This window comes from Chryseobacterium soli (genome assembly GCF_000737705.1).
Classification (GTDB): domain Bacteria; phylum Bacteroidota; class Bacteroidia; order Flavobacteriales; family Weeksellaceae; genus Chryseobacterium; species Chryseobacterium soli.
Genome location: NZ_JPRH01000001.1, coordinates 932,310 through 958,711 on the forward strand (window position 1 = coordinate 932,310; position 26,402 = coordinate 958,711).

The 26,402-nt window shown below is 36.0% G+C and carries 29 protein-coding genes; 15 read left to right on the forward strand and 14 right to left on the reverse strand.

Annotation, left to right across the window (positions count from 1 at the left end; genetic code table 11):
- Window positions 1–58 precede the first annotated feature (58 nt).
- From IW15_RS04255 to IW15_RS04280, 6 genes are all read right to left on the reverse strand, one after another.
- Window positions 59–796 (reverse strand): SDR family oxidoreductase, encoded by a 738-nt coding sequence (locus IW15_RS04255; protein ID WP_034709494.1) that lies wholly within the window; start codon window positions 794–796, stop codon window positions 59–61.
- 130 nt (window positions 797–926) lie between these two features.
- Window positions 927–1,496 carry a Crp/Fnr family transcriptional regulator gene (locus IW15_RS04260; RefSeq protein ID WP_034709496.1) on the reverse strand — a complete coding sequence of 190 codons (570 nt, stop codon included), beginning with the start codon at window positions 1,494–1,496 and terminating at the stop codon, window positions 927–929.
- 93 nt (window positions 1,497–1,589) lie between these two features.
- Window positions 1,590–2,408 carry a DUF2314 domain-containing protein gene (locus IW15_RS04265; protein WP_034709498.1) on the reverse strand — a complete coding sequence of 273 codons (819 nt, stop codon included), beginning with the start codon at window positions 2,406–2,408 and terminating at the stop codon, window positions 1,590–1,592.
- Window positions 2,409–2,631: 223 nt separating this feature from the next.
- Entirely contained in the window at window positions 2,632–3,270 is a 639-nt protein-coding gene (locus tag IW15_RS04270; RefSeq protein WP_131368490.1) for a hypothetical protein, read from the reverse strand.
- Window positions 3,271–3,460: 190 nt separating this feature from the next.
- Entirely contained in the window at window positions 3,461–4,462 is a 1,002-nt protein-coding gene (locus tag IW15_RS04275) for a hypothetical protein (RefSeq protein ID WP_131368493.1), read from the reverse strand.
- 181 nt (window positions 4,463–4,643) lie between these two features.
- On the reverse strand, window positions 4,644–5,072 hold the full coding sequence (locus IW15_RS04280) for a DUF4268 domain-containing protein (protein ID WP_034709503.1): 429 nt from the start codon (window positions 5,070–5,072) through the stop codon (window positions 4,644–4,646).
- 223 nt (window positions 5,073–5,295) lie between these two features.
- Between IW15_RS04280 and IW15_RS04290 the strand changes: the two genes are divergently transcribed.
- The 6 genes from IW15_RS04290 (at window position 5,296) to IW15_RS04315 (ending at window position 9,994) form a co-directional block, all read left to right on the forward strand.
- Window positions 5,296–5,703, forward strand: a complete 408-nt coding sequence (locus IW15_RS04290; protein WP_034709507.1) for an RrF2 family transcriptional regulator — start codon at window positions 5,296–5,298, stop codon at window positions 5,701–5,703.
- 88 nt (window positions 5,704–5,791) lie between these two features.
- Window positions 5,792–6,484: a phosphoadenylyl-sulfate reductase gene (locus IW15_RS04295; protein ID WP_034709509.1), complete on the forward strand. Its 693-nt coding sequence runs from the start codon at window positions 5,792–5,794 to the stop codon at window positions 6,482–6,484.
- A gap of 21 nt (window positions 6,485–6,505) precedes the next feature.
- Window positions 6,506–7,414 (forward strand): sulfate adenylyltransferase subunit CysD, encoded by a 909-nt coding sequence (gene cysD / locus IW15_RS04300; RefSeq protein WP_034709511.1) that lies wholly within the window; start codon window positions 6,506–6,508, stop codon window positions 7,412–7,414.
- A gap of 71 nt (window positions 7,415–7,485) precedes the next feature.
- The gene (locus tag IW15_RS04305) at window positions 7,486–8,727 is read left to right on the forward strand and encodes a sulfate adenylyltransferase subunit 1 (RefSeq protein WP_034709513.1); all 1,242 of its coding nucleotides are present in this window, start codon (window positions 7,486–7,488) and stop codon (window positions 8,725–8,727) included.
- A 1-nt stretch (window position 8,728) separates the two neighbouring features.
- Entirely contained in the window at window positions 8,729–9,616 is an 888-nt protein-coding gene (locus IW15_RS04310; RefSeq protein WP_034709515.1) for a sulfite exporter TauE/SafE family protein, read from the forward strand.
- An 87-nt stretch (window positions 9,617–9,703) separates the two neighbouring features.
- Window positions 9,704–9,994 carry a putative quinol monooxygenase gene (locus tag IW15_RS04315; protein WP_034709517.1) on the forward strand — a complete coding sequence of 97 codons (291 nt, stop codon included), beginning with the start codon at window positions 9,704–9,706 and terminating at the stop codon, window positions 9,992–9,994.
- A 265-nt stretch (window positions 9,995–10,259) separates the two neighbouring features.
- Here the strand turns inward: IW15_RS04315 and IW15_RS04320 are convergent, their stop codons facing one another.
- Window positions 10,260–11,561 carry a T9SS type A sorting domain-containing protein gene (locus IW15_RS04320; RefSeq protein ID WP_034709519.1) on the reverse strand — a complete coding sequence of 434 codons (1,302 nt, stop codon included), beginning with the start codon at window positions 11,559–11,561 and terminating at the stop codon, window positions 10,260–10,262.
- A 238-nt stretch (window positions 11,562–11,799) separates the two neighbouring features.
- Window positions 11,800–12,600, reverse strand: a complete 801-nt coding sequence (locus tag IW15_RS04325; RefSeq protein WP_034709521.1) for a T9SS type A sorting domain-containing protein — start codon at window positions 12,598–12,600, stop codon at window positions 11,800–11,802.
- 94 nt (window positions 12,601–12,694) lie between these two features.
- Here IW15_RS04325 and IW15_RS04330 point away from each other — a divergent pair, with 94 nt between their 5' ends.
- The 9 genes from IW15_RS04330 to IW15_RS04370 all read left to right on the forward strand — a co-directional run bounded on the left by IW15_RS04330 (window position 12,695) and on the right by IW15_RS04370 (window position 22,416).
- Window positions 12,695–14,833 carry a TonB-dependent receptor plug domain-containing protein gene (locus IW15_RS04330; RefSeq protein WP_034709523.1) on the forward strand — a complete coding sequence of 713 codons (2,139 nt, stop codon included), beginning with the start codon at window positions 12,695–12,697 and terminating at the stop codon, window positions 14,831–14,833.
- A 10-nt stretch (window positions 14,834–14,843) separates the two neighbouring features.
- Complete coding sequence (locus tag IW15_RS04335) at window positions 14,844–15,968, forward strand: HmuY family protein (protein WP_034709862.1); 1,125 nt, start codon at window positions 14,844–14,846, stop codon at window positions 15,966–15,968.
- 22 nt (window positions 15,969–15,990) lie between these two features.
- Window positions 15,991–16,869 carry a heme/hemin ABC transporter substrate-binding protein gene (locus IW15_RS04340; protein ID WP_034709525.1) on the forward strand — a complete coding sequence of 293 codons (879 nt, stop codon included), beginning with the start codon at window positions 15,991–15,993 and terminating at the stop codon, window positions 16,867–16,869.
- Window positions 16,853–17,893, forward strand: a complete 1,041-nt coding sequence (locus IW15_RS04345) for a FecCD family ABC transporter permease (protein WP_034709527.1) — start codon at window positions 16,853–16,855, stop codon at window positions 17,891–17,893. Before IW15_RS04340 ends, IW15_RS04345 begins: the two co-directional genes overlap by 17 nt.
- Window positions 17,893–18,666, forward strand: coding sequence for a heme ABC transporter ATP-binding protein (locus tag IW15_RS04350; RefSeq protein ID WP_034709530.1), 774 nt, complete (start codon window positions 17,893–17,895; stop codon window positions 18,664–18,666). The genes IW15_RS04345 and IW15_RS04350 overlap by 1 nt, the downstream gene beginning before the upstream one ends.
- Window positions 18,667–18,668: 2 nt before the next feature.
- Window positions 18,669–19,319 (forward strand): class I SAM-dependent methyltransferase, encoded by a 651-nt coding sequence (locus tag IW15_RS04355; RefSeq protein ID WP_034709532.1) that lies wholly within the window; start codon window positions 18,669–18,671, stop codon window positions 19,317–19,319.
- Window positions 19,320–19,326: 7 nt separating this feature from the next.
- Window positions 19,327–20,355: a hemin-degrading factor gene (locus tag IW15_RS04360; RefSeq protein ID WP_034709534.1), complete on the forward strand. Its 1,029-nt coding sequence runs from the start codon at window positions 19,327–19,329 to the stop codon at window positions 20,353–20,355.
- Between the two features lie 362 nt (window positions 20,356–20,717).
- On the forward strand, window positions 20,718–21,590 hold the full coding sequence (locus IW15_RS04365; RefSeq protein WP_034709536.1) for a ChaN family lipoprotein: 873 nt from the start codon (window positions 20,718–20,720) through the stop codon (window positions 21,588–21,590).
- Between the two features lie 196 nt (window positions 21,591–21,786).
- On the forward strand, window positions 21,787–22,416 hold the full coding sequence (locus IW15_RS04370) for a peptide deformylase (protein WP_034709539.1): 630 nt from the start codon (window positions 21,787–21,789) through the stop codon (window positions 22,414–22,416).
- A 17-nt stretch (window positions 22,417–22,433) separates the two neighbouring features.
- Here IW15_RS04370 and IW15_RS04375 read toward each other — a convergent pair whose 3' ends face one another.
- The 6 genes from IW15_RS04375 to IW15_RS04400 form a co-directional block, all read right to left on the reverse strand.
- Window positions 22,434–22,901 carry a hypothetical protein gene (locus IW15_RS04375; protein WP_131368495.1) on the reverse strand — a complete coding sequence of 156 codons (468 nt, stop codon included), beginning with the start codon at window positions 22,899–22,901 and terminating at the stop codon, window positions 22,434–22,436.
- Between the two features lie 133 nt (window positions 22,902–23,034).
- Complete coding sequence (locus IW15_RS04380) at window positions 23,035–23,295, reverse strand: hypothetical protein (RefSeq protein ID WP_034709543.1); 261 nt, start codon at window positions 23,293–23,295, stop codon at window positions 23,035–23,037.
- A gap of 212 nt (window positions 23,296–23,507) precedes the next feature.
- On the reverse strand, window positions 23,508–24,077 hold the full coding sequence (locus IW15_RS04385; RefSeq protein WP_034709545.1) for a hypothetical protein: 570 nt from the start codon (window positions 24,075–24,077) through the stop codon (window positions 23,508–23,510).
- 63 nt (window positions 24,078–24,140) lie between these two features.
- Entirely contained in the window at window positions 24,141–25,262 is a 1,122-nt protein-coding gene (locus IW15_RS04390; protein WP_034709547.1) for a lactonase family protein, read from the reverse strand.
- Window positions 25,263–25,335: 73 nt separating this feature from the next.
- Window positions 25,336–25,875, reverse strand: coding sequence for a hypothetical protein (locus tag IW15_RS04395; protein ID WP_051881752.1), 540 nt, complete (start codon window positions 25,873–25,875; stop codon window positions 25,336–25,338).
- A 101-nt stretch (window positions 25,876–25,976) separates the two neighbouring features.
- Window positions 25,977–26,399: an organic hydroperoxide resistance protein gene (locus tag IW15_RS04400; protein WP_034709550.1), complete on the reverse strand. Its 423-nt coding sequence runs from the start codon at window positions 26,397–26,399 to the stop codon at window positions 25,977–25,979.
- Between the last annotated feature and the right edge of the window lie 3 nt (window positions 26,400–26,402).

Here is a 26,402-nt window from a genome sequence, read left to right on the forward strand (position 1 = left end):
TTAATTACATTAATACATTATACTTTTTACAATATATACTTTATATAATACAAAACAATTACCAGGGACTCATTCCAGTCTCATCCTCAATATCGTTGCTGAAAAACTGTCCTGTAGGAGCATTCTCGTCCGTCAGCGTGTGTTTAACGATAAAAGAGGCGGCACTTTCTACAGAGCCCGGACCATTGTGGCCATTAAAATCGGTTGCGGTATATCCCGGGTCAATTGCATTGACTTTGAATGGCAACTCTCTCAATTCGTAAGCTAAAACAATGGTGTAGGCATTCAACGCTGATTTTGAAGGACCGTAGGCCGCTGCTTTTACATGATAGTATTTCCAGTTCGGATCGCTGTGTAACGTTAATGACCCGAGTCCGGACGTGATATTGCTGATCCTTGGACTTTCTGATTTTTTCAGCAGTTCTAAAAATGCCTGAGTAACACTGATTACCCCAAAGAAATTGGTGTCAAATACCTCCTGAATATCTTTAATAGAAGCATTTGCAGCAGTTTGCGGATTTGTTCCCAGAATTCCTGCATTGTTGATCAGGATATCCAGTTTTCCTTGTTCTTTTTCAATGGTATTTTTTGCGGCTGCAATGGAATCAGGATTGGTAACATCGATTTCAATGGCTTTGATATGCTGAAATCCCTGATCATTAAGTTCCTTGACAACAGCTTCTCCTTTTTCAAGATTCCGGCTTCCCAGATAGACGAATAATCCCTTTGCTGAAAGTTGTTTTGCCGTTTCCAGGCCGATGCTTCTGTTGGCACCTGTAATTAATACTGAATTCATATTCTTTGTTTTTAATTGATGAGGTAAAATTCCGCCAATTAAATAAGATTGTATTTGTCATTTGGCAAAAAGCAAAAAAATATAACGGGCATATAACATCTTGTTTTCCGGTTCTTGATTCTCATTTCATTCACCTGATATTTTTCCTGATTCTGCTCAGCGAAGACTGTGTCACTCCCAGGTAAGAAGCAATATAGGAAAGTGGAATTCTGTTGACGACATTAGGGTAAATCTCCATAAATTTCAGGTAGCGGGTTGTGGCATCTTCTGAAACCAGAGGACTTCTTCTTTCTACTTTTTGAATGAGTGCTCTTGAAATAATTTTATGGACGATCACTTCCCAGCCGACAATGGTCTGTAACAGTTCCAGCCAGTCCTTTCTGGAAAAAACGATCAGTTTACAATCTGTAATAGCTTGAACATAACTGCTGGAGCAGATTTCATTATCAAAACTTTCCAGATCTACGACGAGATTATTTTCTTCAATAAAGTATTTGGTGATTTCTTCGCCTTTGTTATTATAATAGCAGACTCTAAGAATACCTTCTACAATAAACCCGACCTGGCTGGCAATTTTTCCGGCTTCCGAAAAATATTCGTCTTTGGAAAGCTCTATTTCCACAGCTTTACTGGACATAAAATCGATTTGCTGCTGATTGAGATTTCCAAATCTTAAAATATATTCAAATAATTCTTTCATGACAGCAAGTTAATCAAACTTAGTTTTTTAATATTTGTCATTTGGTAAATAATCGTAACAAAAAAGAGAAACGTTAAAGCTTCTCTTTGTCTATTAATTTTCCAGCACAGGAATAAGATGTTCCCATTGTAACTGTTTCGCATAGTCCAATGCTGTTTTTCCTTTTTGTGACTGAAGATTTCTATCACCTCCGGCTTCTAGAATCACTTCCACAGAACTTAAATTTCCGGCAATAGTTTCTCTGTGAAGAAGACTTAAGCCGTTATCATCCGTATTGGTTAATTCATTCGGATATTCCTGTAAGAATTTAACGAAATCTTCCTTCATATTCCTGCTCATCGGATGTTCAATAAGATTTTCAGGTTTTTCTTTCTGTTCGTGAACGACTTCAATATCATTAAAATCTCCAAAATCCAGTTGCCAGGCATCATCATGTTCCTGTCTTTCATCTTCCGGCATATCAGCACGCATTTTCTGGATAGTGAATCCGCCGTACGCTTTAGGTATAGGTTCCTGAGAAGAAGAGAAGAGTTTTGAAAGTCCTGTAGGCTTTTTTACTGATGGAGTGATGGCAAAAAGCCAGTCGCTGATTTCATTGAGAGGAATTTCAAAATAATCTCCGGGCTGTATATTCGTGAGATCATTAGGTTCATTGATGAGGTAACCTTTTACGTGGTCGCCGTCAAAATCAATGTCATTGATCCACATATGTTCTACAATATTCTTTCCGGTTTCCGGATCTTCCTGTGAAAAGGCAGCTTTTACGCATGCAAGATTAAGTCCGGGAATAATTCTTCTGTATTCCCAGGATTGCTCTCTCCAGAAATATTTAAAGGTATCCTGCGCTTTTTTGTACGCTTCAATCATTTTAGGATCCGTTCCGTCAGTAAAAATAAACGAGTTGTTTTCCATTGTTATTATTAAGTTGTGATGTATGTGATGAGAGAATAGAAAGTAAGTTGCGGGTTGTGGTTTGGTGAGTCCTCACCGGGTACAATGTCAAAGAATGGTTGAGCACCCGCAAACCGGTACTTTTATGAGGTCTAAAATACAAAAATAAGCATAGTGATGCTTTGCCTCTATGTAAATTTTAAATGAAATTGTGAATATTTATGACTTTTTATAAATACTTATTCTAAGAGTTTTTACTCGCTTTTTTAGGAAGCATGGCTGCAGTTTTATAATAGCTGATATCTTCCTCAAACTTCTTCTGAAGATTTTGAAAGGTTCCGTAATCATAATATTCCCATTCCTGGTCGTCCTCACGGTTAGGGGTTTTGTCTATCGCGAGTTCCAGTTTTCCGTCTTCCTGATAACTGAATTCTATAGCTGCATATTTTTCTCCGTTTTCATCATTGGTATACCAGCATTTGGTCGTTCTATCCAATACGGGTTCCAGGGTTTCATTATCAATGACCTGAGAACAGATGAAATTTTCAGGATCCTTAGTTGTGAAAATGGATTTTGAAATCAGCGGTTCCTCATCTACTGTTAATGAATACAGCTTGTTGGTTGTTATAATAAAGTCATCGAATGTTTCCTTTTTTTCTATATCGAAGAAATTGGATTTCTCCTTTAAATCATTGAATACTTCATTCTCATCTTCTTCATCAAGGAAATAATTGATATTGTATATTTCATCATCACTTACAAAATCTATCTGCTTCAGGAGCCCGGAATCTTTCAGATAATAATAAAGATGATATTCATTCAATTGTTCCGCTGCAGCTTTTGAAACGGTTTCTCCGAAAATATTTTTGTATACTTTTTTCATGTCCTTAGGGGTATTTCGTTGTTGCATTGTCATTAAGCCGGAAACGGGCATTGCATTCTCTTAAAAACTGATTATTCTTTATTAACAGAAATGTATTTAATGGTATTTCTTACATTGATTGAAACAGGTCTGGTATTATTTTACATTCACCACTTGATTGTTATCTTCAAAGATATTAAAAACCACAAAATCAGGGAATCATTTCTGCATTTTTATAATAAGGATGCTGAGATAAAAAGTCAGGAAAAAACAGTTCCATTTCAGAAACGGTAATGCTTCCGTTATTTTCAGCAACAAATGGAGGTTCAAAACCCTTCATAAGCAGGAGTTCTCCGCTGTTTTTATAGACAAATTCAAAGACTTCTTTTGCATCCTCAATATAGTATTTCCGGGTTTCAATATCATGAACTCCCTTGAAATAACTTTCTTCCCGTTCATAAATCATGCAGTTGTTCTGATCGAATAAGGTCGTAATACAGAATTCATCATAAATACCGTCAGCAGTATAAAATCTATTGACCTCTTTTGTATACCCATTAAGTTTTTCAGTTTTTACCACCGCAAACCCTTCGATTCCTGCATAATCTTTACCAATGGTTTCTATGGCCTCCTGTTCTGTTTCATGATCCTGTAGATAATAGAAAACTGTGAGCAATTTATGTTCGTCATATTCTTCTCTTTTCAGAATTGTTCCATTTTCTTCATAAACTTTATAATGGTACAAAGAAGCTTCTTCAGGAATACTGATCCGTTTTCTGTTGTGATCTTCAAAGTAGGTAGTTACCAGCATTTGAAAAGTATTTTTATGAGTGGGAGACGAGGGTGAAAGAGGAGTCATAATGAAACTTTTCCAGAGCAGGAGGATTTCTCTGACTTCCTCAAAAGGAACTTCCCGGATCAGGACATCATCCTTGGTTTGAAAGAGAAGTGCTGTATTTGTATATTCAATGTGTATCGACTCTAAATAAATGTCTGATGCAGATTCAGGAGGATGGAAACCTTCATTAACGATACCATCAATAGTGGTAATAATGGCATCAATATCATCAGGATCCGAGTAGCGGTTCAGAAAATATCCCCAATATTCATCTTCCTCATCGTGTACAGCCTGCTTCTTCACGATTGTCTTCCCATGATGAAAAATGAAGGGACGACGGACAAAACGCAAATTGTATTGTTCTAAAATTTCCATTATGTGACTGTTTTCCTGATTATTTAAAACCTGGATATATTAAAAAAAAGCGCGAATTTTTCTGAAAATAAAGCGGACCGATCCTAATAAAAATTCATGGAGAACCCCTTCAACAATAGATTGAAAGATTCCGATCAATAATTCTGTCAGCAATTCAACGATAGCGGTCATTATAAACTGCTTACACGTCTTTTATGAAATCTTCATATTCGTAATAGAACCTCTCAAAACCATCCATTTTCTCTACAAAAAATTCGAAAATGTCCTGCCATGTATTTTTATTAAAAACAGAAACTCCGTGTTTTTCGATCCAGATTCTGCTGATCACTTTTCCGTTTTCCAGCGTAAAATGTTCTTCCTTATGAAAATCACCGATGAAATCTTTTAGGATGTCTTCTAAAGACCAGATCTTTTCATAATAGGCATTCCGGAAGATTTCGTCTTTCATTTCAATGTCCAGTGACACTTCTACCTTTTTATTGTCGGCATTAAATTTAAATGAAAGATCTTTCACTTTCGTATCATATAAAATCCATTTTCTGGGAAATGACTTACCAAAAGCCGTCCAAAACTCCTTTTTTAACTGCTGTGCTTCTTGTTTACTGAACATAGAACAAACTTAATAATTTAATGGCAGAAAGGCAAAAGTGGAGATTTATTTTTCAGACATCAGACATCAGACATCAGACAGCAAGCACTAAACACCAAATACTAAACAACAAACACCAAACGCTAAACACTAAAAACAAAACACCAACAACTAAAAACAGACAACTAACAACCATTCAATATTATAATCATCCAATTGAAACTATTTTCTTAAATTTGCTGTAATGTTGTCAAAAAAATCTCAATATGCTTTTAAGGCACTTTCATACCTTGTAGAAAAAAGGAATGGAGGCCCGGTTCTTATTTCCGAAATTGCGGAACATAAAAAGATCCCATTGAAATTCCTGGAAAATATTCTGCTTGAACTTAAAAAATCAGATATTCTGGATAGTAAAAAAGGAAAAGGCGGTGGATATTTTTTAAGGGAATTACCTGAAAATGTAAAGCTTGCAAAAATTATCCGTTTGGTAAACGGCCCTATTGCAATGCTTCCATGTGTAAGTCTGAACTTTTACGAGAAATGTGAAGATTGTAACGAAGATCATTGCGGTCTGCATGATGTGTTGATCGAGGTTCGCGACGCTTCACTCAAAATTTTAGAAGAAAAAACGTTATTGGATTTGATCGACTGATCAGATCCTTTTTTTTGAATAATTAGTCTACTTGTTTGGTAGAGTAATTAATTTGTTAGATATTTGCATGAACATCAAATGATACACTATGATTTCAAAAGAAGATGCAGATACCCTGAAACAGCTTTCAGCAGAAGAGGCATTGAAATTTATCTCAACAAAATTCTCTGATGGAGTTGTTTTTTCAACTTCATTGGGTCAGGAAGATCAGGTGATTACAGATATGATTTTCCGGAACAAGCTTCCTGTAAAAGTTTTTACTTTAGATACGGGAAGACTTTTTTATGAACATTACGAATTGCTTTCAAAGAATAATTCGAGATATAAAGTGAATACGGAAGTCTATTTTCCGGACGCTTCTGAAGTGGAAAAGTACGTCAATGAAAAAGGAATCAATGCTTTTTACCACTCTGTAGAAAACAGAAAAGAATGCTGTTTTATACGAAAAGTAAAACCTTTAAACCGTGCATTGGAAAATGCAAATGTATGGATTACAGGGCTTCGTTCCGAACAATCCGAAAACCGTGAAAATATGCCGGTGATCGAATGGGATGAAGAACGTAAACTTTACAAATACAATCCGCTCATTCACTGGTCCTATCAGGAGGTTCTGGATTATCTTGAACAGCATAAAGTTCAGGAACTGACATTGCATAAAAAAGGCTTTATCAGCGTAGGATGTCAGCCTTGTACAAGAGCAATAGAAGAAGGCGAAAACCAACGCGCCGGACGGTGGTGGTGGGAATCTTCACATAAAGAATGCGGTCTGCATACCAATTAATTAACATTTTCAAAAATAATAATGAGTACCCATACATTAGACTATCTGGAACAGCTGGAAGCCGAAAGCATTTATATCATGCGGGAGATTGCGGCTCAGTTTGAAAAACCGGCACTGCTTTTTAGCGGCGGAAAAGACTCTATAACGCTGGTTCATTTGGCGATGAAAGCCTTTGCACCTATGAAAATTCCTTTTCCTTTGGTACATATTGATACAGGACATAATTTTCCGGAAGCATTACAGTTCAGAGATTATTTAGCCAAAACGATCGGTGCAGAATTGATCGTAAGAAAGGTGGAAGACACGATCCGGGAGAAAAAATTAACGGAACCTAAAGGTAAATTTGCCTCCAGAAACTGGCTTCAGACTCATACGCTGTTGGAAACGATTGAAGAATTTCAGTTTGATGCCTGTATCGGCGGTGCAAGGAGAGACGAAGAAAAGGCAAGAGCTAAAGAACGTTTTTTCTCTGTTCGTGATGAATTCGGACAATGGGATCCGAAATTACAGCGTCCTGAATTGTGGAATATCTACAATGGAAGGATCAGTAAGGGGGAAAACGTACGGGTGTTTCCTATTTCAAATTGGACAGAACTGGATGTCTGGAGTTATTTAAAAAAAGAAAATATTCAGCTTCCTTCTATCTATTTTGCTCATGACAGAGACGTGATTGAATTTGAAGGACAGCTCATCGCCGTTTCAGATTTTATTCAGATTGATGAAAATGATACCATCGTCAATAAAAGAATCCGTTACAGAACAGTAGGTGATATGACCTGTACCGCAGCAGTGGAAAGCAATGCTGAAACTTTAGATGAGGTTGTTAATGAAATTACAGCTTCCAGGATTTCTGAGCGCGGTGAAACAAGAATTGATGACAGAGTAACAGAAGCCGCCATGGAAGACCGGAAAAAAGGCGGTTACTTTTAAACAGGAATTGCGGCTCAGCAATATCCATTATCATTCATCATTCACATATTTAATTCATAACTCAACGACACGTGGACATATTAAGATTTATAACAGCAGGAAGTGTAGACGACGGTAAAAGTACCCTGATCGGAAGACTCCTGTACGACAGCAAAAATATATTGATCGACCAGCTGGATGCATTGGAAAAGCATTCAAAGAATAAAAATTCGGATGGGATAGACCTTGCCATTCTTACCGATGGCTTACGGGCAGAAAGAGAGCAGGGGATTACCATTGATGTAGCCTACAGGTATTTTTCCACCCCCAAAAGAAAGTTCATTATTGCTGACGCTCCGGGACATATTCAATATACCAGAAATATGATTACCGGTGCCTCCAATTCTCAGCTTATCGTAGTGTTGATTGATGCCAGACAAGGGGTGATCGAGCAGACGAGAAGACATTCCATTATCGCATCACTGCTGAAAATGAAGAATGTAGTGGTAGCAGTTAATAAAATGGATCTGGTAGAATATTCTGAAGAAGTTTTTAATAATATTAAAGCGCAATATGAACTGGTTGCCCAAAAATTGGGATTAATGAATGTGAACTATTTTCCCATCTCAGCATTTCAGGGCGATAATATTGTAGATAAATCTGCTAATACACCTTGGTACGAAGGCCCTGCGCTTCTTGATTATCTTGAAAATGTTGAAATTGACCAACTTAAAGATACAGAAAACCCAAGATTCCAGGTTCAGTACGTTATCCGTCCCCAAACTGATGAGTACCACGATTACAGAGGATATGCCGGGGAAGTGATTTCAGGGATTTATAAAAAAGGAGATGAAATTACCGTACTTCCTCAAAATATCCAGACCAGAATATCCAAAATAGAAACCGGCGGAAAAGAAGTGGAATCTGTTTTTACCAATCAGCCTGCCGTGCTGCATATTGAAGATGATATCGATATCAGCAGAGGAGATTTCTTAGTGAAAACAGACCGTCTTCCAAAAGTTGAAAATGAAATTGAAGCCGTGGTTTGCTGGCTGGACAAAAAAGAACTGCAGGAAGGAAACAAATATTTTATCCAGCATAAATCCAAAGTATTAAAAGCTATTATCAAGGAAATTGAATATAAAATTGATGTCAATACCCTTGAAAAAATACCGGTTACCGAAAATATCAAACTGAATGAAGTCGTAAAATTACGATTGAAGACAGCTTCACCATTGGTTTTTGATAGTTTCGAAGACAGCCGTGATACTGGAAATGCTATTTTAATTGATGAAACCAGTAATTCAACTGTGGGAGCAGTGATGATCCTATAATATGGTCATTTCAAAAAAAATTCAGATAAGGCTCAATGTGTTCTTCATCACAATCGCGATACTGTGTATTGGCGTTTTTTCGATGTATGAGCTGGGTTATCTGGACGAGCTTCTGGTCATTTTGGCGAAGGATAATTATATATTTTACTGGATGCTTCTGATCGGTTTCTTGGCCGAGATCGTTGCAGGATCAATGGGAATGGGGTATGGTGTGATCTGTACGACCACCCTTTTATTCCTGAATATCCCACCGCATATTGTGAGTGCCAGTATTCATTCTGCGGAAAGTTTTACAACAGCAGCAGGGAGCATTAGCCACATCAAACTGAAAAATGTAAGCAAAAGTCTGGTGAAAAAACTGGCGATTCCTGCTGTGATAGGAGCTATTATCGGAGCATTATCACTGACGTATCTGGGAGAATATTATTCTAAAATCACTAAAACAGTAATTGCTTTTTATACTTTATACCTTGGATTCCAGATTCTGTCTAATGCTTTTAAGCCAAAACAAAATAAATCCTTAAAAAGAAAAACCAATTTAACGAGATTAGGTGCCATAGGAGGTTTTATAGATTCCTTTGCCGGTGGAGGCTGGGGACCGTTGGTAACCGGAACTTTGATCAAAAATTCCTTTACCCCGAGGTTTGCTGTTGGGAGTTCTACCGTAGCTAAGTTTATCCTTACACTTACATCTGCAATCACATTCTTCTTTACGCTGGGAATCCAGCACTGGAATATTATTCTGGGATTACTGATCGGAGGAATCATTACAGCTCCTTTTTCTGCGATGCTTACTTCAAGACTTCCTGTAAAGAAAATGTTTGTGATAATTGGAACCTTGGTAATTGTGATGAGCTCTATAACTATTTATAAATCAGTATTTAATTAAATATTGTGTATGTTGTGGAAAAATAAGATACCTAAAATCACATTCGGTTTTGAAAATATTCTACTTTTACACCCATAAAAATAGAATATGAGTTTACATATAATTGCGCTTTTTAAGTTCAGTGAAAACTATCTGATGGAGGCGGTAGAGCTGTTTCAAAATCTGGTAAAAGAGACCAGAAAAGAAGAAGGATGCCTTCAGTATGACCTGATAGAAGACAAAGACAACAAAGGGACCTTTTTCCTGATTGAGCTGTGGGAAAGCATTGAGCATCATAATATGCATGTAGGGCAGGACCATCTTTTAAATTTTCTGAGAGACTCGTCAAGAATGACGGAAAGATCCACAGAAGTGTATAAAGGGTTTAAGATATACTAGTTTGGTTGTCTGTTGTTGGTTTTTAGTATTTAGAGTTTATCCTGCATATTAAATTGATAGTCTCGCATCTGAGATCTAACGTCTATAATCTTGATTCTTAGTAATTTTACACTATCAACTATCAACTATCAACTATCAACTATCAACTATCAACTATCAACTATCAACTATCAACTATCAATCTACCATTACAATATATAAAAGGCTGCCCACAATTCGTAGGCAGCCTTTTTATAGAAAAAATAGAAAGTATTAAAAATTTAATTTATTTTACGATAAGTTTTTTGGTTTCCGTACTGCCTCCGTAGGTGATTTTTACTAAGTAATTTCCGGAAGTCAGGTGAGATAAATTCAAGTCTTGCTTATAGAAACCGGTTTGATTGCTAAGTTCTTCCGAATGCACTCTTTTTCCTGATAGATCATATACTTCCACGCTTCCTTTTTGAGATGCCTTTTCTTTAACATCAAACAATACCGTTACTTTTTTGTCAGCTGTTGTAGGATTTGGATAAATTCCGAAAGAAGCTTTTTTGCTAACTTCTGTGATCCCCAGAGTACCCGTTATTTTTTTGTATTTGAAGTACATATTTCCAGTCTGTGTACCCTCGTTAGAAGTAAAATACATTCTGTAATAATCTGCACCCTGCTTTATGTAATATACCACATCCGTATAAGCTCCTGATGTTGGCTTCCATGAATGGCCAATAGCCGTAATATTGCTTGAAAATGCTGTAGAAGCCGGAATGGTAGATGAAGCAGTTGCTTGCGTTTCTGGCTGTACCTTTGCAACTGTAATGTTAGCGGAGTTTTGGATCACACCGGACATTCTGTATTTCATTGTCTGAGGGTTACCCTGCTGATCGATATAAGGATAATCGGTATAATATCTTGTAAACATCATATCCCAGTTGGCTCTTGCCGGTTCCAGATTAGCTACTTTTTCCCCTGTAGTGAATGAAAAATAATTGAAAAATGCATCATCAGTGCCGTTAGCAATAGTCTTGGTCTGCGTAGCGTCCCATGACGAGGTTGCGGAATTCCATTTGGCATATTTAAAAGTGTAACCTCCAAAATAATCATCAATCATGAATTTTACAGATGCACCGGATGCATACTGTAAGATAAAGATCACTTTTCCCTCTACATGGTGGTTGCCGGGATTATATTCTCCCCATCCATAAGTGGCAGAACCTTGTTCGAAGGCTCCTTCCTGTAAATAGTTTGTATTGTCAATATTAAAGAGAGGCGCTCCGTAAGAAGCTATGCTGTTGGTAGTGATGGTATTCCAGTCTGCCGGGTTGGAAGATGCCTGGTATGCTTTGATATCCTGTGCATCATTGATTCTTGTTCCGAAATTAGTTGATGAAGCTCTGTAAAAAGCTACATCCCACGAATTGGCCGGTTGAGATACCATATTATTGGCGCTTAAGTCAAAAAATACACGGTTTTGATATCCGGTTCCCATCGTCATATTAACTGTTGTATATCCGTTAGCATCTGTTTGTGCTATTGCTGTTTGCTGAACTGCAAGAGCAAACAAAGAGGTCAAGAGTAATTTTGTTTTCATAACAGGTAAAGGTTTTATATGATTTCCTTATTTAGAATTATTGTACAAAAGTATATATTTATTTTTAATTGTTCTAAATAAAAACATGACATTTGTCGTGTTTACCTTTAATCCTACTTCAGAAAATATTATATAAAGTCTTTTCAATACAAGGTGTAGTGATCATATTTAAAAAATAAAAGCCGGTTTATGAAATTCATAAACCGGCCTTACATTATAAGAGTGAATCTAATGAGTCTCACTTTTTAATGAATTTTGATTTGATTAATGAATCTTCAGCAGTTTCAATAAGCAAATAATATACACCAGCCTGTAAACCGCTGATGTCAAATTTCTGACCGTTTAATTTTCCTTCAGCTGTTTTTTGTCCTGCTGCAGAATAGATCTGGATATTTTTAGGATCTTTTCTGGTTACGAATTGTAAAGCAGTGTTATCTGTATTAACAACGAATTTGATGTCTTCTTTCGATTTTGCAACATCTGTAACGGCTAGGGAAGTAGTCGTATTATACACTACATTATCAAGCTGTATGGCAGTATGAGCTGCTGTTGGTGTAAATTTAAAAACTAAATAAGAAGAAGTGGAAGCAGGAACAGATATACTATAATTTTGGTACGTTGTAGTAGTTAAAGATATGGCATTTCCTACGGCTACAAAAGTTGACATATCAGCAGGATTCGATGCTAATCCAACCTGGATAGTTCCTGTACCAGGAGATGTTGCTGCCAGCGCTGCAATAAAAGATACACTTTTATCACCTGAAGGAGCTACAATCTGCGGAGCAATAAGATATGAAGGTGAAGTTCCGCTGTTACCGGCATAAGATTGAATGAATTTATCTGTCGTACCCGCAACAATCATCATAGGTGCCGGTGGAAAAGGTAAAATATTGGTTGCTACTACCGCTGACCAGTTATTTTGTGGAAAAGTGGTATTCCCAAGAGTAAAGTTGTCAAAGTTTTCATTAATTGTAGCTACTTGTGCATTAGCGGTAATCGCCGTAAGCATTAAAGTTCCTAAAAGTAGTTTTAATTTCATAACGTTATCTTTATTTAGAATTATTCTACAAAAATAAGTAATTATTTTTAATTGTTCTAAATAAAGAAGTATATTTGCCAAAAATTTTGCGTCTATGAAGAAGAAAGTGCTTTCTATACTGTCACTGTCCACGATTTTCTGGATCAGTGCACAGCAAAAAGATTCTCTTAATCAGAAGAAGATAGAAGAAGTTGTCATCACCGGGCAGTACATGCAGCAATCCATCAACAAATCTATCTATAAAGTTGAAGTAATTGATGCACAGCAGATTAAAAATATGGCTGTAACCAACGTTGCAGAAGTTCTCAATCAAAATCTTAATATCCTGATTCAGCCCAATAGAGGCAGTGGTGATTCCAATGCCAATATTATGGGATTGAGTGGTGAATATACCAAAATACTGATCGACAATATTCCGGTGGTAAGTGACCAGGGAATGGGAAATCTTGTTGATCTTACTAAATTGAATGTCAATAACATAGAGCGTATTGAGATTGTAAAAGGATCAATGGGAGTAGAATATGGTAATAATGCAGTAGCAGGAGTGATCAATATCATTACCAAAAAAACGTATTCTAAAAAATTCAATGCATTGCTTTCTTTACAGGAAGAAACCGTAGGAAAGGATTATGACTGGTTTAAAAAAGGAAACGGAAGACACATTCAATCCTTAAACTTAGGATATAAATTATCTGAAAACTGGACGATTACAGCAGATATAAATCATAATGATTTTCAGGGATATAAAGGAAAATACAATGGATATAAATATTTCAATCCGGATAATGACAATCTTAGAGGTTATGAATGGCAGCCAAAAGATCAGCTGATTACCAATGCTGCAGTTCGGTATTCCAAAAACAATACGACCTTATTTTATAAGATCAACTTCCTTTCAGAAAATATCAATTTCTACGATCCGAGAGTGACTTCACTTCCATTGGGTGAGGGTCAGAGAACCTTCACATCAGATGATAAGGATTATTTTACCAAAAGATGGATTCATCAGTTTAATATCCAGACCAAACTTGGAAGGATCAATTATAATGGTGATTTCTCTTACCAAAGCCAGGAAAGAAAATATCAGGATTACAAATATGATGTTCCGAACAGAAGGGAAATTTCAAGAGATGAAAAAAATACGTTTTACAAATCTGAAGTGTTGTACTCAAGAGGGATGTTCAGTAATTTTCTGGATAGTGAAAAATTCAATTTCCAGCTTGGATATGAATTAGACAGGACCAAAGGTTTTGCCGATAGCTCTACGGGAACTTTCGGAACTACAGGTAAGGATAATATCAACAGAACGATCTTCAATTATGCCAATTTCCTGTCTGCGGAATGGAAAGTTATTGATAATCTTTCCGTACGTCCTGGAGTACGATTGGCTTTAAGCGATAAATTTGATTCTCAATTTAATTATTCATTTACCGCAAAATATAATTTTACGGAAAACTCAGATCTTCGGGGAATTTTCGGTTCTGCCAACAGATTTCCAACGTATGATGAGTTGTATACGTATTTAGTGGATAACAACCACGATATCAGAGGAAACGAAAACCTGAAACCTGAAACCGGATATTCAGCAGGACTGTTCTGGGATTATATCACCCATTCTTCTGCAGGGTGGAAATTCAATTTCAGCCTTTCAGGAATGTATCTGAATGTAAAAAACAGAATCGAAAGTGTGATTACCAATCCAAGCCCGCTTCAATATACTTATGTAAATGTTGATAATTATAAATCGATACTATTCGGTGGCGGGGTGAATGTAAGAAAAGGAGACTGGAGCATCAATACAGGAGTTTCTGCCATGGGAATATCCAGAGTGATGAATACCGGAAATCTTACTTCGCCGGATGATTTCAACTACTATGTGGAAGCAAACTTAGGCACCAACTATACATTACCTTCTACCAAAACGATTTTCGCACTTTATTACAAATATACAGGGAAAAGCAGACAATATGTTCATAAAGCAGATGCAAAGGATCCAACAAATCCGGGAGAATATGTGCTAGGAGAAATTGATGCTTTCAATATGATGAATTTTACCGTTTCGCAGCCTTTCTTCAATAATCATGTGGAATTAAGCTTAGGAGTAAAAAATATTTTTGATGTTTCATCCATCAGAAATACCACGGTTGCCGGAGACAGTCATAATGCAGGTGCCGATAACCAGAATCTTTTCTATGGCAGAAGTTATTTTGCCCGTCTCAATTATAATTTTTAAAAGAACTACAATGAAAAAAATACTTTTTTGCCTTGTAATAGGGGCTTCATTTATTTCACAATCTTGTATTAATGATAATGAAGATGCGGTCGCAGTAGCTCCCATTGAAGGGGCAATTGCAGATCCCAGGGTAGGAGGTGCCACGCAGCCCAACCAGGTCTGGATTGATCTTAGTGAAATTGACCCTGTTACGAAAGGGCCTGTACAAAAATTAACTAAAAGAACAGATTGGGATCTTGCGTTCTATTCCGGAAATGCCTTTAAAGTTGTTTTAAACTCGTCCATTATGATGGCAGCAGCAAAAATCCCTAATGTAACAACTTTCGAGCAGGTAACGGAGGCAAGCGTTTCTACCTTAAAAAACCAAGTTCAGGTTGCTAACTTCAATCCAGCCAACGAAATTTATATTGATAGTGTAAAAGGAAATTTTCCAACAGATTACACTGCCATTGACGAGATCAAAGCCAATGATTCGGAAAACGGAATTTACCTTGTGAATATGGGTAAAGAAATTTATACGGGAAGTGTTGCGGTAGGATCTGTAACCACAGGAGGAGACAGCAGAGGCTGGAAAAAAGTTCAGATTGTAAGAGCTGGTGACGGATACAAAGTAAAATCTGCGGATCTGGACGGGTCCAATTATTCTGAGATTGTCGTCGCTAAAAATACAGCATACAACTACAATTTTGTAAGCCTTAAAAATAAGAAAGAAGTAGTTATTCAGCCTGAAAAGAACAAGTGGGATCTTTGTTTTACAGTATTCACCAATGTAATTTCCGGAGCGGGAAGCTATATCTATGCTGATTTTGTAAATAATAATAATGTGGGCGGAGTAGGAGCTTATGAAGTGATGGTAACTTCAGGATCCGGACTGGATGCCTATAATAATTTTAAAATTGGGAATGTAGATCAGTCTAAATTTATTTATAATGACCACAGAGTAATTGGTGCAGACTGGAGAAATCCCGTTGGCAATAACGGTCTTGAAGTCTATGGTGATCGTTTCTATGTAATTAAAGATGCGGAAGGATATTACTTCAAACTGAAATTTACCAGACTTACGAAAAGTACAACAGACGGAACTGGTGTAGCTGGCGAAAGAGGGTTCCCTCAATTTGAATATAAGCCTTTATAATAAATCAAATAAATAGTATATCATGAAAAAAATCATTCTGGTAGCGTCTGTTCTTTTAGCAGTGTATTCATGCAAAAAAGAAGAAGGGGCTAAAAAAGAAAATGCAACAGAAACCTCTTCTGAAGCGCCAAAAAGCAATAATAAAATCGTTACCCTGAGTGGCGGTGTTACAGAAATAATCAGTGCCTTAGGACACGAGAAAGAAATCGTAGGATACGATGTTACCAGTACATATCCCGAATCTTTAAAAGCTACGGCTAAAGATTTAGGTCACGTAAGATCAATGACTATCGAGCCGATTATGGCGGTACAGCCTACCTTAGTACTTGCTTCTAATAAAGATGTAAACCCGGAATTACTAGGAAAGATCAAAGCGTCAGGAATTAAAGCTGAGGTTTTTGATCAGGAATTTACAGTAGCAGGAACTAAAAAATTAATAGAGCAGGTGGCAAAAGCCTTAGGCAATACAGATTATCAGAAATTGAATGATAAAATCGATGCTGACCTTAAGCAGATCCAGCCGATTGCTAAAAAGCCAAAAGTTTTATTCATCTATGCCAGAGGAAATATGCTGATGGTTTCAGGAACAAAAACTCCAATGGATGCATTGATCGGCCTTGCAGGCGGACAAAATGCTGTAACTGATTTCGAAGATTTCAAACCATTAACTCCTGAAGCAGTTGTAAAAGCTAACCCGGATGTATTATTTTTCTTCTCAACAGGATTACAGGGTGCCGGAGGAAACGAAGGTGCATTGAAAATGCCGGGTGTTTCTCAGACCAACGCTGGTAAAAACAAGAAGATCATCGCAATGGACGGAGGCTTGGTTTCAAGTTTCGGACCAAGATTAGGAGAGGCTGCAGTAGGATTAAACAAACTATTAATTGAGAACACAAAGTAAATTATACTTTTACTTAACGATAAGTGCCATACTGCTTGTCATCATAGCAGTATGGTCTCTCAATACAGGGGTTTACGACTTCGGTGGTAGATCTGCGTTTGAAGTGTTAGGAAAAGTAATCGCAGGAGACACAAGTTTATCGTTAAGTGATAAATATGTGATATGGGATGTAAGAGCATCCAGAATTGTCATGGCCATTCTTATCGGAAGTATGCTGGCAGTTTCAGGAACCAGCCTGCAGGGGCTGTTTAAAAATCCTTTGGCAACCGGGGAAGCGATAGGTTTAACTTCAGGAGCTACATTACTTGCTGCCATTGCCATTGTTTTAGGAGGACATTTCAAACAATATCTTCCTGAAATGGTGCAGTTTTCACTGGTAGGTATTTCAGCTTTTTTAGGCGCCTTATTAGCCATGATGCTGGTGTACAGAATTTCCACAAGCGGAGGAAAAACCAATGTGGTGATGATGCTGTTAAGCGGTGTTGCCATTACCTCTATCGGGTTTTCAATTACAGGTTTTCTGATTTATATTTCTAAAGATGATCAGCTAAGGGATCTTACCTTCTGGAATATGGGAAGCCTCGCGGCCGCAACCTGGACGAAAAATATCATTTTAACCGTAGTTCTGATTATCTCCTATATCATCCTGGTTCCGCAGGGTAAAGCATTGAATGCAATGATGCTGGGCGAAAAAGATGCTGAACACTTAGGAATCAATGTAGAAAGGCTGAAAAAGCAGATTGTGATCATCACTTCCTTAATGGTGGGAACATGTGTCGCATTTTCAGGAACTATTGGTTTTGTAGGGCTTATCGTACCCTATATTTTAAGACTTTTATTCAAATCAAATTATACGTTCATTTTACCGTTGTCAACCATTTGCGGAAGCATTTTACTGTTGATTGCAGATACTTTCAGCAGAAGTATTGTGGCTCCTTCAGAGTTGCCGATTGGTATTTTGACCTCTCTCATAGGAGGCCCTATTTTTATCGCTATTCTGCTCAAATTTAAAAAATTGCTATAATGATAAAAGCACATCAGGTCAGTTACAAGCATAAAGAATTTCATATTCTGGATGGCATAAATGTCTCTGTGGAATATGGCGAATTTCTAGCAATTGTCGGCCCCAACGGAGCTGGAAAATCCAGTCTTCTGAGTGTTTTAGCTAATGAAGTAAAACAGGGAAAACAAAATATTGTATTTAAAGACAAACCTATTACAGACTGGGAAGTGAAGGAATTATCTCGGCATAAAGCTAAATTTTCCCAGCACAACAGCAATGACATCACATTAGAAGTAAAAGATGTGGTCATGATGGGCAGGTATCCATATTTCGATGCGCAGCCCAGAAAAGAAGACCTCGAAGCCATGAATAATATGATGTATGAAACCGATGTTTTTCATTTGAAAGACAGGGAATACAATACATTATCAGGAGGAGAAAAGCAGCGTGTACATCTTTCAAGAGTGATGGCACAGCTTCAGAATGACATAGCTCATAAACTTCTTTTCTTAGATGAACCGTTAAATAATTTAGACGTAAAACATCAGTATAAAGCGTTGGAAATTATTAAAAAATTTACGCAGAAAGCCAATTCAGCTATTGTTGTGTTGCATGATCTCAATCTGGCAGCGCAGTTTGCAGATAAAATTTTACTGATGAAATCAGGGAAAGTTGCAGCCCACGGAACACCACAGGAAGTTTTCACTGCTGATACCATCAGCAAAGCCTATAATTTTCCGTGTACCATCTGTGACCATCCCATTACAAATAACCCAATGATCATTTTTGGATAACTATGGAAAAAGATGAACTGAAAATCCTTGCCCAACATCTTGCCAATCCCCAGGGAGAAAAAGGAATTGAGATCGGCGAGATGATGAATGCCACCAACATAGGGATGACCCTGGAAAGCATCAGAACTCTTCTGATAGAAGATAATGAACATATCCTTGAAATAGGCCACGGAAACGCCGGACACCTGAAAAGTATTTTATCTGTTGCTAACAATATACAATACACAGGAATCGATATTTCTGAAACCATGCATCAGGAAGCCAAAAGCTTAAATAAAGCATTTGAAAATCAGGCTGATTTTGTTTTGTATGAAGGAAAAAAACTTCCTTTTCAAGACAAGACGTTCGATAAAATATGTACGGTGAATACCGTCTATTTTTGGGAAGAACCCGTTGAATTTTTAAATGAAATTTACAGAGTTCTGAAGGATGGCGGAACCTTTGTTTTAACGTTTGGACAAAGAGATTTCATGGAAAGACTTCCTTTTACTGAGTATAATTTTACTTTATACAACAACGATGAAATGGAAGAACTAGTTTCTAAAAGTCATTTTAAAAGAATGAAAATTTCTGAAAAAGAAGAAAAAATTACAAGCAAAACCGAAAACGAAAAAATAAAAAGAATTTATACAGTTTTAACCATAAAAAAATAATAATACAATGAGCACATTAGTAAACGATCTCAAAAGTAAGTGGGAAGCTCTGAAAGCAGAAAATCCACATGTAAGAATAAGAAATGCTGCTGTAGAATTAGGCGTAAGCGAAGCTGAACTATTAATAACAAGTATAGGTGAAGGCGTGACCGTTTTAAAGCCGGAATTCCAGAATATCCTGACTGATGTAGAACAATTAGGAAAAGTAATGGCGCTTACCCGTAATGATGAGTGTGTAAATGAGAGAAAAGGAACCTACCTGAACGGAGATTTCAGCAGTCCCCATGCACAGCTTTTCGTTGGAGAGGATATCGACCTTAGAATTTTCCTTAGCGCATGGAAGTTTGCTTTCGGCGTTGTGGAAGGAGACAGAAAAAGTCTTCAGTTCTTTGGAAAAGACGGATTGGCTCTGCATAAAATCTATTTGACAAAAGACAGCAATGCAGAAGCTTTCGATGCGATCGTTGAAAAATTCAAAGCGGAAGATCAGAATGTGGAATTTACTTTTGAAGCGGTAGCTCCAAAACCGGCTGAAAAACCGGATTCTGAAATTGATGCAGAAGGATTTAAAAAATCGTGGACAGAATTAAAAGATACTCATGATTTCTTCATGATGACAAGAAAATTCGGAGTAAGCAGAACACAGGCTTTACGTTTGGCTCCTGAAGGATATGCTACCAAAATTGATAATGCTAAAGTGGTCAATGTTCTTGAAGATGCTTCTGAAAAGAGCCTTCCGATCATGGTTTTTGTTGGAAATAGAGGCCTTATCCAGATTCACACAGGAGAGGTGAAAAAAGTTCTTTGGCACCAGCAGTGGTTCAACGTCATGGATCCTGATTTCAACTTACATTTGGATGTAACGAAAATTGCAGAAGCATGGATCGTTAAAAAACCTACTGAAGACGGAGAAGTTACCGCTATTGAAGTATTTAATAAAGAAGGGGATTTTATCGTTCAGTTCTTTGGAAAAAGAAAACCTGGAATTCCAGAACTTCAGGAGTGGAAAGATCTTGTTGCTTCTTTAGAGAATTAATAATTAGATGATTTGAATGGAGGCCGTTTTGTTTTTTCAAGACGGCTTTTTATTTCATTTAAATATAATAGTAATAAAACTGATTTTTTAACTATTAAATCGCAAAGACGCAATACTATAGGTTAGATCATGTTTTTAAGGCGCAAGGATTTTATCGCAGATAAAATTTATAACGTTGTAGATGAATACTTGCTGAAAATTTTTAATTTTCTTGCGCCTTAATGTTTCCTAAAAATCCAAATCTTTGCGCCTTTGCGATTTCCAACAAAAAAACATTAAATTTTCAAGGAAGCTGCTTGATAAAAAATTGGTGATATTTGTGAAAATAATTAATATTAAAAAAATCATTAAAATTCAATACAATGAAAAATATTTTCATCGCGATATTGTTTGTCGGCTTTTGTTCATTACATGCTCAAAACTTCAAGGCCTATCAATTTTATGATCAAAAAGGAAAGGAAATCAAGACATATAAATTGGTTAAAGAGCTGGCACAATATGATGTGGTTTTCTTTGGTGAAAATCACAACAGTTCAATCAATCACTGGCTTCAGCTGAAAATTACCGAAGCTTTATATGAAAAGAAAAACGGCCAGATTATGCTGGGTGCGGAAATGTTTGAAAGAGACAATCAATTCCAGTTAAACCAATATCTGAGTGGGAAATTTGATGCGAAAACGCTGAAAGATTCTGCCCGCTTATGGAATAATTACCCGACCGATTATAAACCGCTGGTAGATTTTGCCAAAGATAAAAAGCTAACCTTTGTTGCGACTAATATTCCGAGAAGATATGCTTCTCAGACGTCAAAAGAAGGTCTAGAATCACTCAATAGATTAAGTGAAAAAGAAAAAACATACATCGCACAACTTCCAATTAAAGTTACGCTGGATACTCCCGGCTATACGGAAATGAAAGCAATGATGGGCGAACATGCAGAAGGGACTAAGGTAATGAACTTTATTGCTGCCCAGGCTACAAAAGATGCCACCATGGCTGAATCTATTCTGAAAAGCTGGCAGGCCGGAAAAACGTTTATTCACTATAATGGAAATTACCACAGCAAAGAATTTGGAGGAATTTACTGGTACATCAAACAGAAAAATCCAACCTTGAAAATGGCGGTGATCTCTGTTTTTGAATCTGAAAATCCTGAATTGAAAGTTCCTGAAAAAGAGTATAAGCCCACGGAGTTCAATCTGATTATTCCGACGGATATGACGAAGACTTTTTAGGTTGTGTCGCTCGCAGATTGAGCAGATCATGCAGATTTTTTATTATGAAAAATGCGTGAAATCTGTGGTTAAAAAAAATACTGAATATATTCATAAGAAATGGGCTTTAGCCCATTTCTATTTTATGAAAACAAATCAAAAGGTTCTAGCCAAAACCTGATTCGCAATTTCTATATTTGTATAACATTCAATACTAATGAAAAAAATATCCTTTCTATTCCTGCTTTGCATCAGTCTGGCCAATGCTCAGAAATTGAGTCCCAATGAACTGTCGATTATCAACCAGGGAGATATCAGTACCGCACTGCCTATTTATCAGACAACTGACAGCAACCAGCATAAAACGTTACTCAGTCTTTCCACAGAAGTCGATCCCATTGACCCGAATACAGCTGTTTTGGTTAATAGAATGAAAGCGTCACTTCTTTCAACAGATGGCGGAGTAGGAATTGCTGCGCCACAGGTAGGAATCAACAGAAAGATTGTCTGGGTACAGCGTTTTGACAAAGAAGGTGATCCGATAGAATATTTTATTAATCCTGTGATCGTTTGGAGATCGGAGCTTCAGAATTTGGGGCCCGAAGGCGATCTTTCCATCCCTGAATTCAGAGACCAGTTTTACCGAAGCAAAGTAATTCAGGTGCAGTATGTTGATTTGAAAGGACAGAAGTATTCCGAAATGATTGAAGGCTTTACAGCGGTCATTTTCCAACATGAAGTTGACCATCTTTTTGGGATCTTAATTTCAGATAAAAAGGAAAAAGAAAAGAATAATACCTATCAACCGGTGGATGCGTATAAGAAAAGTGATTCTAAAACGAGGTAATTAGTGAATATTATGTTTTATTTGGCTTTTTTAAGTTCGTATGCATTCATTCTCCGGATGGTGTAAGATTTCATTCCATTGTTTTCCATGAAACTTATAATACGATACATTGTTGAACCTTTCAAAGTGTCATTTTTTAAAGCGAAAGAAATGTTTAACGGGTTTGTATTTTCCGTATTTACAATTGCATTTTGATGCTGCTTAAGGATTTTTGTTATTTCAGATGTTCTTATCGGCTGGGATCGATCAGTCAGCAGATTACTTTTTTCTATAAAATCAATTGAATCCTGCTTCAAGAATTCACCTGTATTTCCACATAGTAAAAATGGTTTCAAGTTGTCTATGACGTAATATGAGTTATCCTTATCAAGAATTAAAAAGTGAATGGCTCCATGCACATAATTTTTGTTTAATCTTTTGTCATTGGTGGTTATGGGTGCTTCTAAAGAGTCATTTTTACTATGAGCTTCGTTTAAACTATCCAATTTTTTATAAAAACCAGATACACTGAAATTATTTTTTACAACGAATAATTGATCTTCCTTTTTTTTAGTTTTAGAACAATTGAAAAGTAAAAGAATAAAAAATATAGGGATGACTAATTTCATTTATGGATTATTACACAACCTTTTGTTTTAAAGTTCTGGATTTAATTTCCTCTTCTAATTCTTTCTGATCTATTCTGTTTTTTATGAGATGAAACACAAAAATTAATGGGAAAAATGTGAAAAATCCAAATCCGTTTTTTATAGTGATGTAGGCTGCGATTCCGATGAAAGATCCAGTAAGTAGAGCATTCATTATAGATGCAGATTTTAGTTTTTTTCTTTTGTCTAATAATTCCTGGTCACTTAATTCCGTGAATTCTTTTCCTTTCATTTTTCTTAATGTTTAATCGTTTTTGGTTATTTGTTTTGAAATCTTTACTGATAGCAGCACCATAAAATTAAATCTTTTTTAAAGAATAGCAATTTCTATTTATCATTCCCATTAAAACAAGAACTCTGCTTTCAAAGGAAGCATATTGTGTATAATCAAAGTAATTCAAACTTAGTTATTCGTTTTCGAAAACCTAATATCACTATTGTTTTCTACTCAATTTGAATAGTAATAGGAAATCTGAAACTTGACCGTATGTTTCGTTCATTTTTTTGAGCTGGGATCCAATTTCCTTCTGTTTTATATAAAGCAATTTTTGTTAAAGTATTAAAAGCTTCATTTTCACCTATTGCTTCAACCTTTTTAATGGAACCATTTTCATCTATAACCCATTTTAGTTCAGATTTTAAAGTTAGTCCGGTTAAATTTGGAAGAAATGGATGTTTTTGGAGGTTAACATTTTTAAACATTTCCTCTCGAAAGCCACTAATTCCGTTATTTTTATAATTAATGATTTTGTCTTCCTGTTGGATTTGTAATGTTGGAATTTCAGCACAATCTTTTTGATATATTTCATGCAATAATTGATCATATTCAGCAATTCTTTGAGAGTTAATTTCAGAAGCGTATTTCCAATATTTTTTTGAATTTTTATTTTTCACAGGAATTTCTTCAGTTTTCTTGTCAAAAATACTGTCAATTTTTTTTATTTGTTCGATTTGTGAATATCCAACAGAAAATATAAGAAGTGTAAATAAAAGGAGTAATTTATTTGTTTTCATTTAATGATATATTATTAGATAAGTAATATGAGCTAGAATAGATAGGTGTTTATAAAAAAGTGATTAATATTTTTTAATCTGAACGCAGGAAACATTTTTTATTTTCAATTTTTTACCCACTTTTTTGAGAAGCCCTGTTTTAAAATTTCGCTTAAATACAACAACATCTCCACTTACTGCGTTGGTAGCAATTAAGAAATTGCCGGTTGGATCAATGGCGAATACTCTTGGATGTTTTCCTTTGGTTGATTGATAGCCTACTGTTTCCAGTTTTCCATCATCATGAATAGAAAATATGGCGATATTGTTCTCACTTCCTCGGTTGGATGCATACAGATATTGACCATCAGGAGAAATATGAATGTCCGAACTTTCAAAATTATCCTTATACTTTTCAGAGTGGGTGTTGATTCTTTGAATACTGTTTAATTGTCCATTTTTATAAGTATAAACATCTACCGTTCCCGTTAGTTCATCAATACAATAGGCAAATTTTCCGTTCGGATGAAAAGTGAAATGTCTGGGCCCGCTTCCTAATGGGGTAGGTGTGAAAGGTTTTTCTGCAGCTTGTAATGGTTCAGTTTTTCCACTATCAAAATGATATGTTCTTATTTTATCTGCTCCCAAATCCGGTAAAAAAAGATAATCAAAATCAGGAGAAAAAACAGTTGAATGGATATGAGAACGATCTTGTCTTTCCGGATGTATACTTCCTTCTGTAAATTGGAAACTTTGAACAAAAGGTTGAATGGTTCCGTTTTCTGAAATAGGATATACGGAAACACTTCCTTCGGTATAATTTCCATTGACCAGCCATTTTCCGTTTTTATGAACCGTTAGATACACGGGATTTTCTCCGCCGCTTTTTTGGCTGTTGATATAAACCAGCGCTTTATCTTCAGGTTTAAATTCAAAACTGCTTACACTTCCTGCATTTTTAGTTTTACTTTCAGTACAGGCAAAAATGTATTTTCCGTTCGGTGATACTGTTAAATAGGATGGATTTAAAATATTCTTTACGGTGGTGATTTTCGACAAATTTCCACTGTTGGGGTCGAGTTGATACACATAAATTCCTTCTGTAGTTTTGTCTCTATTAAATGAACCCAAAAATACATAGGTATTTTGTGAATATATAGCCAGCCAGGTGCAAATTGTAACGGTAAGTGTGAGTAGTTTTTTCAATGTTTATTTGAATTTTGAGAGTTAAGGTAAGATTGAAGAAAAAATTATTCTAAATAATATATAGGTAATTTAGTTAAGCTAACCCGTGAGTTTGTAATTTTGAATAAGAATTTTTTGTGATATTTATTTCAAGATTAAAATAGCAGCTTCCTCCATCAAATACCTGCATTTTTTCTTTTCTCCAGGAATCATCAATATCCATATAAGAACAAAAGCAAAAAATGAATACTGTTTTATCACCGGATTTATCAGTTGATACAAAATATTGTCTGTAATAATTTCTTAGGTTGAGTTTTTCTTCTTCATAGTTTAATGTAGAAGAGGGATCTTTCTTATTTGATTTTTCAAGTTTAGCCTTTAATAAAGCATTATATTCCTCAACAGCTTTAATTAAATTCTTATTTATGATTTTTAATTCTTGTTGAGATAGAGTTGATATCTTGTTAGTTGTACCATCAAAAATGGCGATGTAATTTTTCTCTTTTAAAGTATCAGCTTTTTTTTCTTGAATATATTGAAAAGCAGCTGCTTCGGAAGATTTTTCTTTGTTTTTTGAACAACTATTGAAAATTAGAATAATACCTAAGGCTATAAAAGTGGATTGTTTTTTCATTAAAAATTATTGCTATTAACAAATATAAATTATAAATCAGATTAAAAACAAAAATCTGCTTCCAAAGGAAACAGATTGTATGTAATCAAAGTAATTCTAACTTAGTTATTCGTTACCGAAAGCTTCACTTCAATATTATTTCTTGTTGCATTAGAGTACGGACAAATCTGATGCGCTTTTTCAGTCAGTTCCTGTGCTTCTTCAATAGATACTCCCGGAATATTCACATCCAGCTCTGCTGCCAATCCGAATCCGCCATTTTCCAGTTGTCCGATGCTTATTTTAGCTACTACAGTGGTTTCACCGGTTTTTGTTTTCGACAAACTGATAACTCTGTTCAGAGCACTGTCAAAACACGCTGAATATCCTGCTGCAAAAAGCATTTCAGGATTGGCAAAATCATCATTGGCACCGCCTAATGCTTTTGGCATTTTTACTTCAAGATCCAACACTCCGTTTTCACTTTTTACCTGTCCATTTCTTCCGCCTGTAGCGGTAACACTGGTTGTGTATAATGTTTTCATATT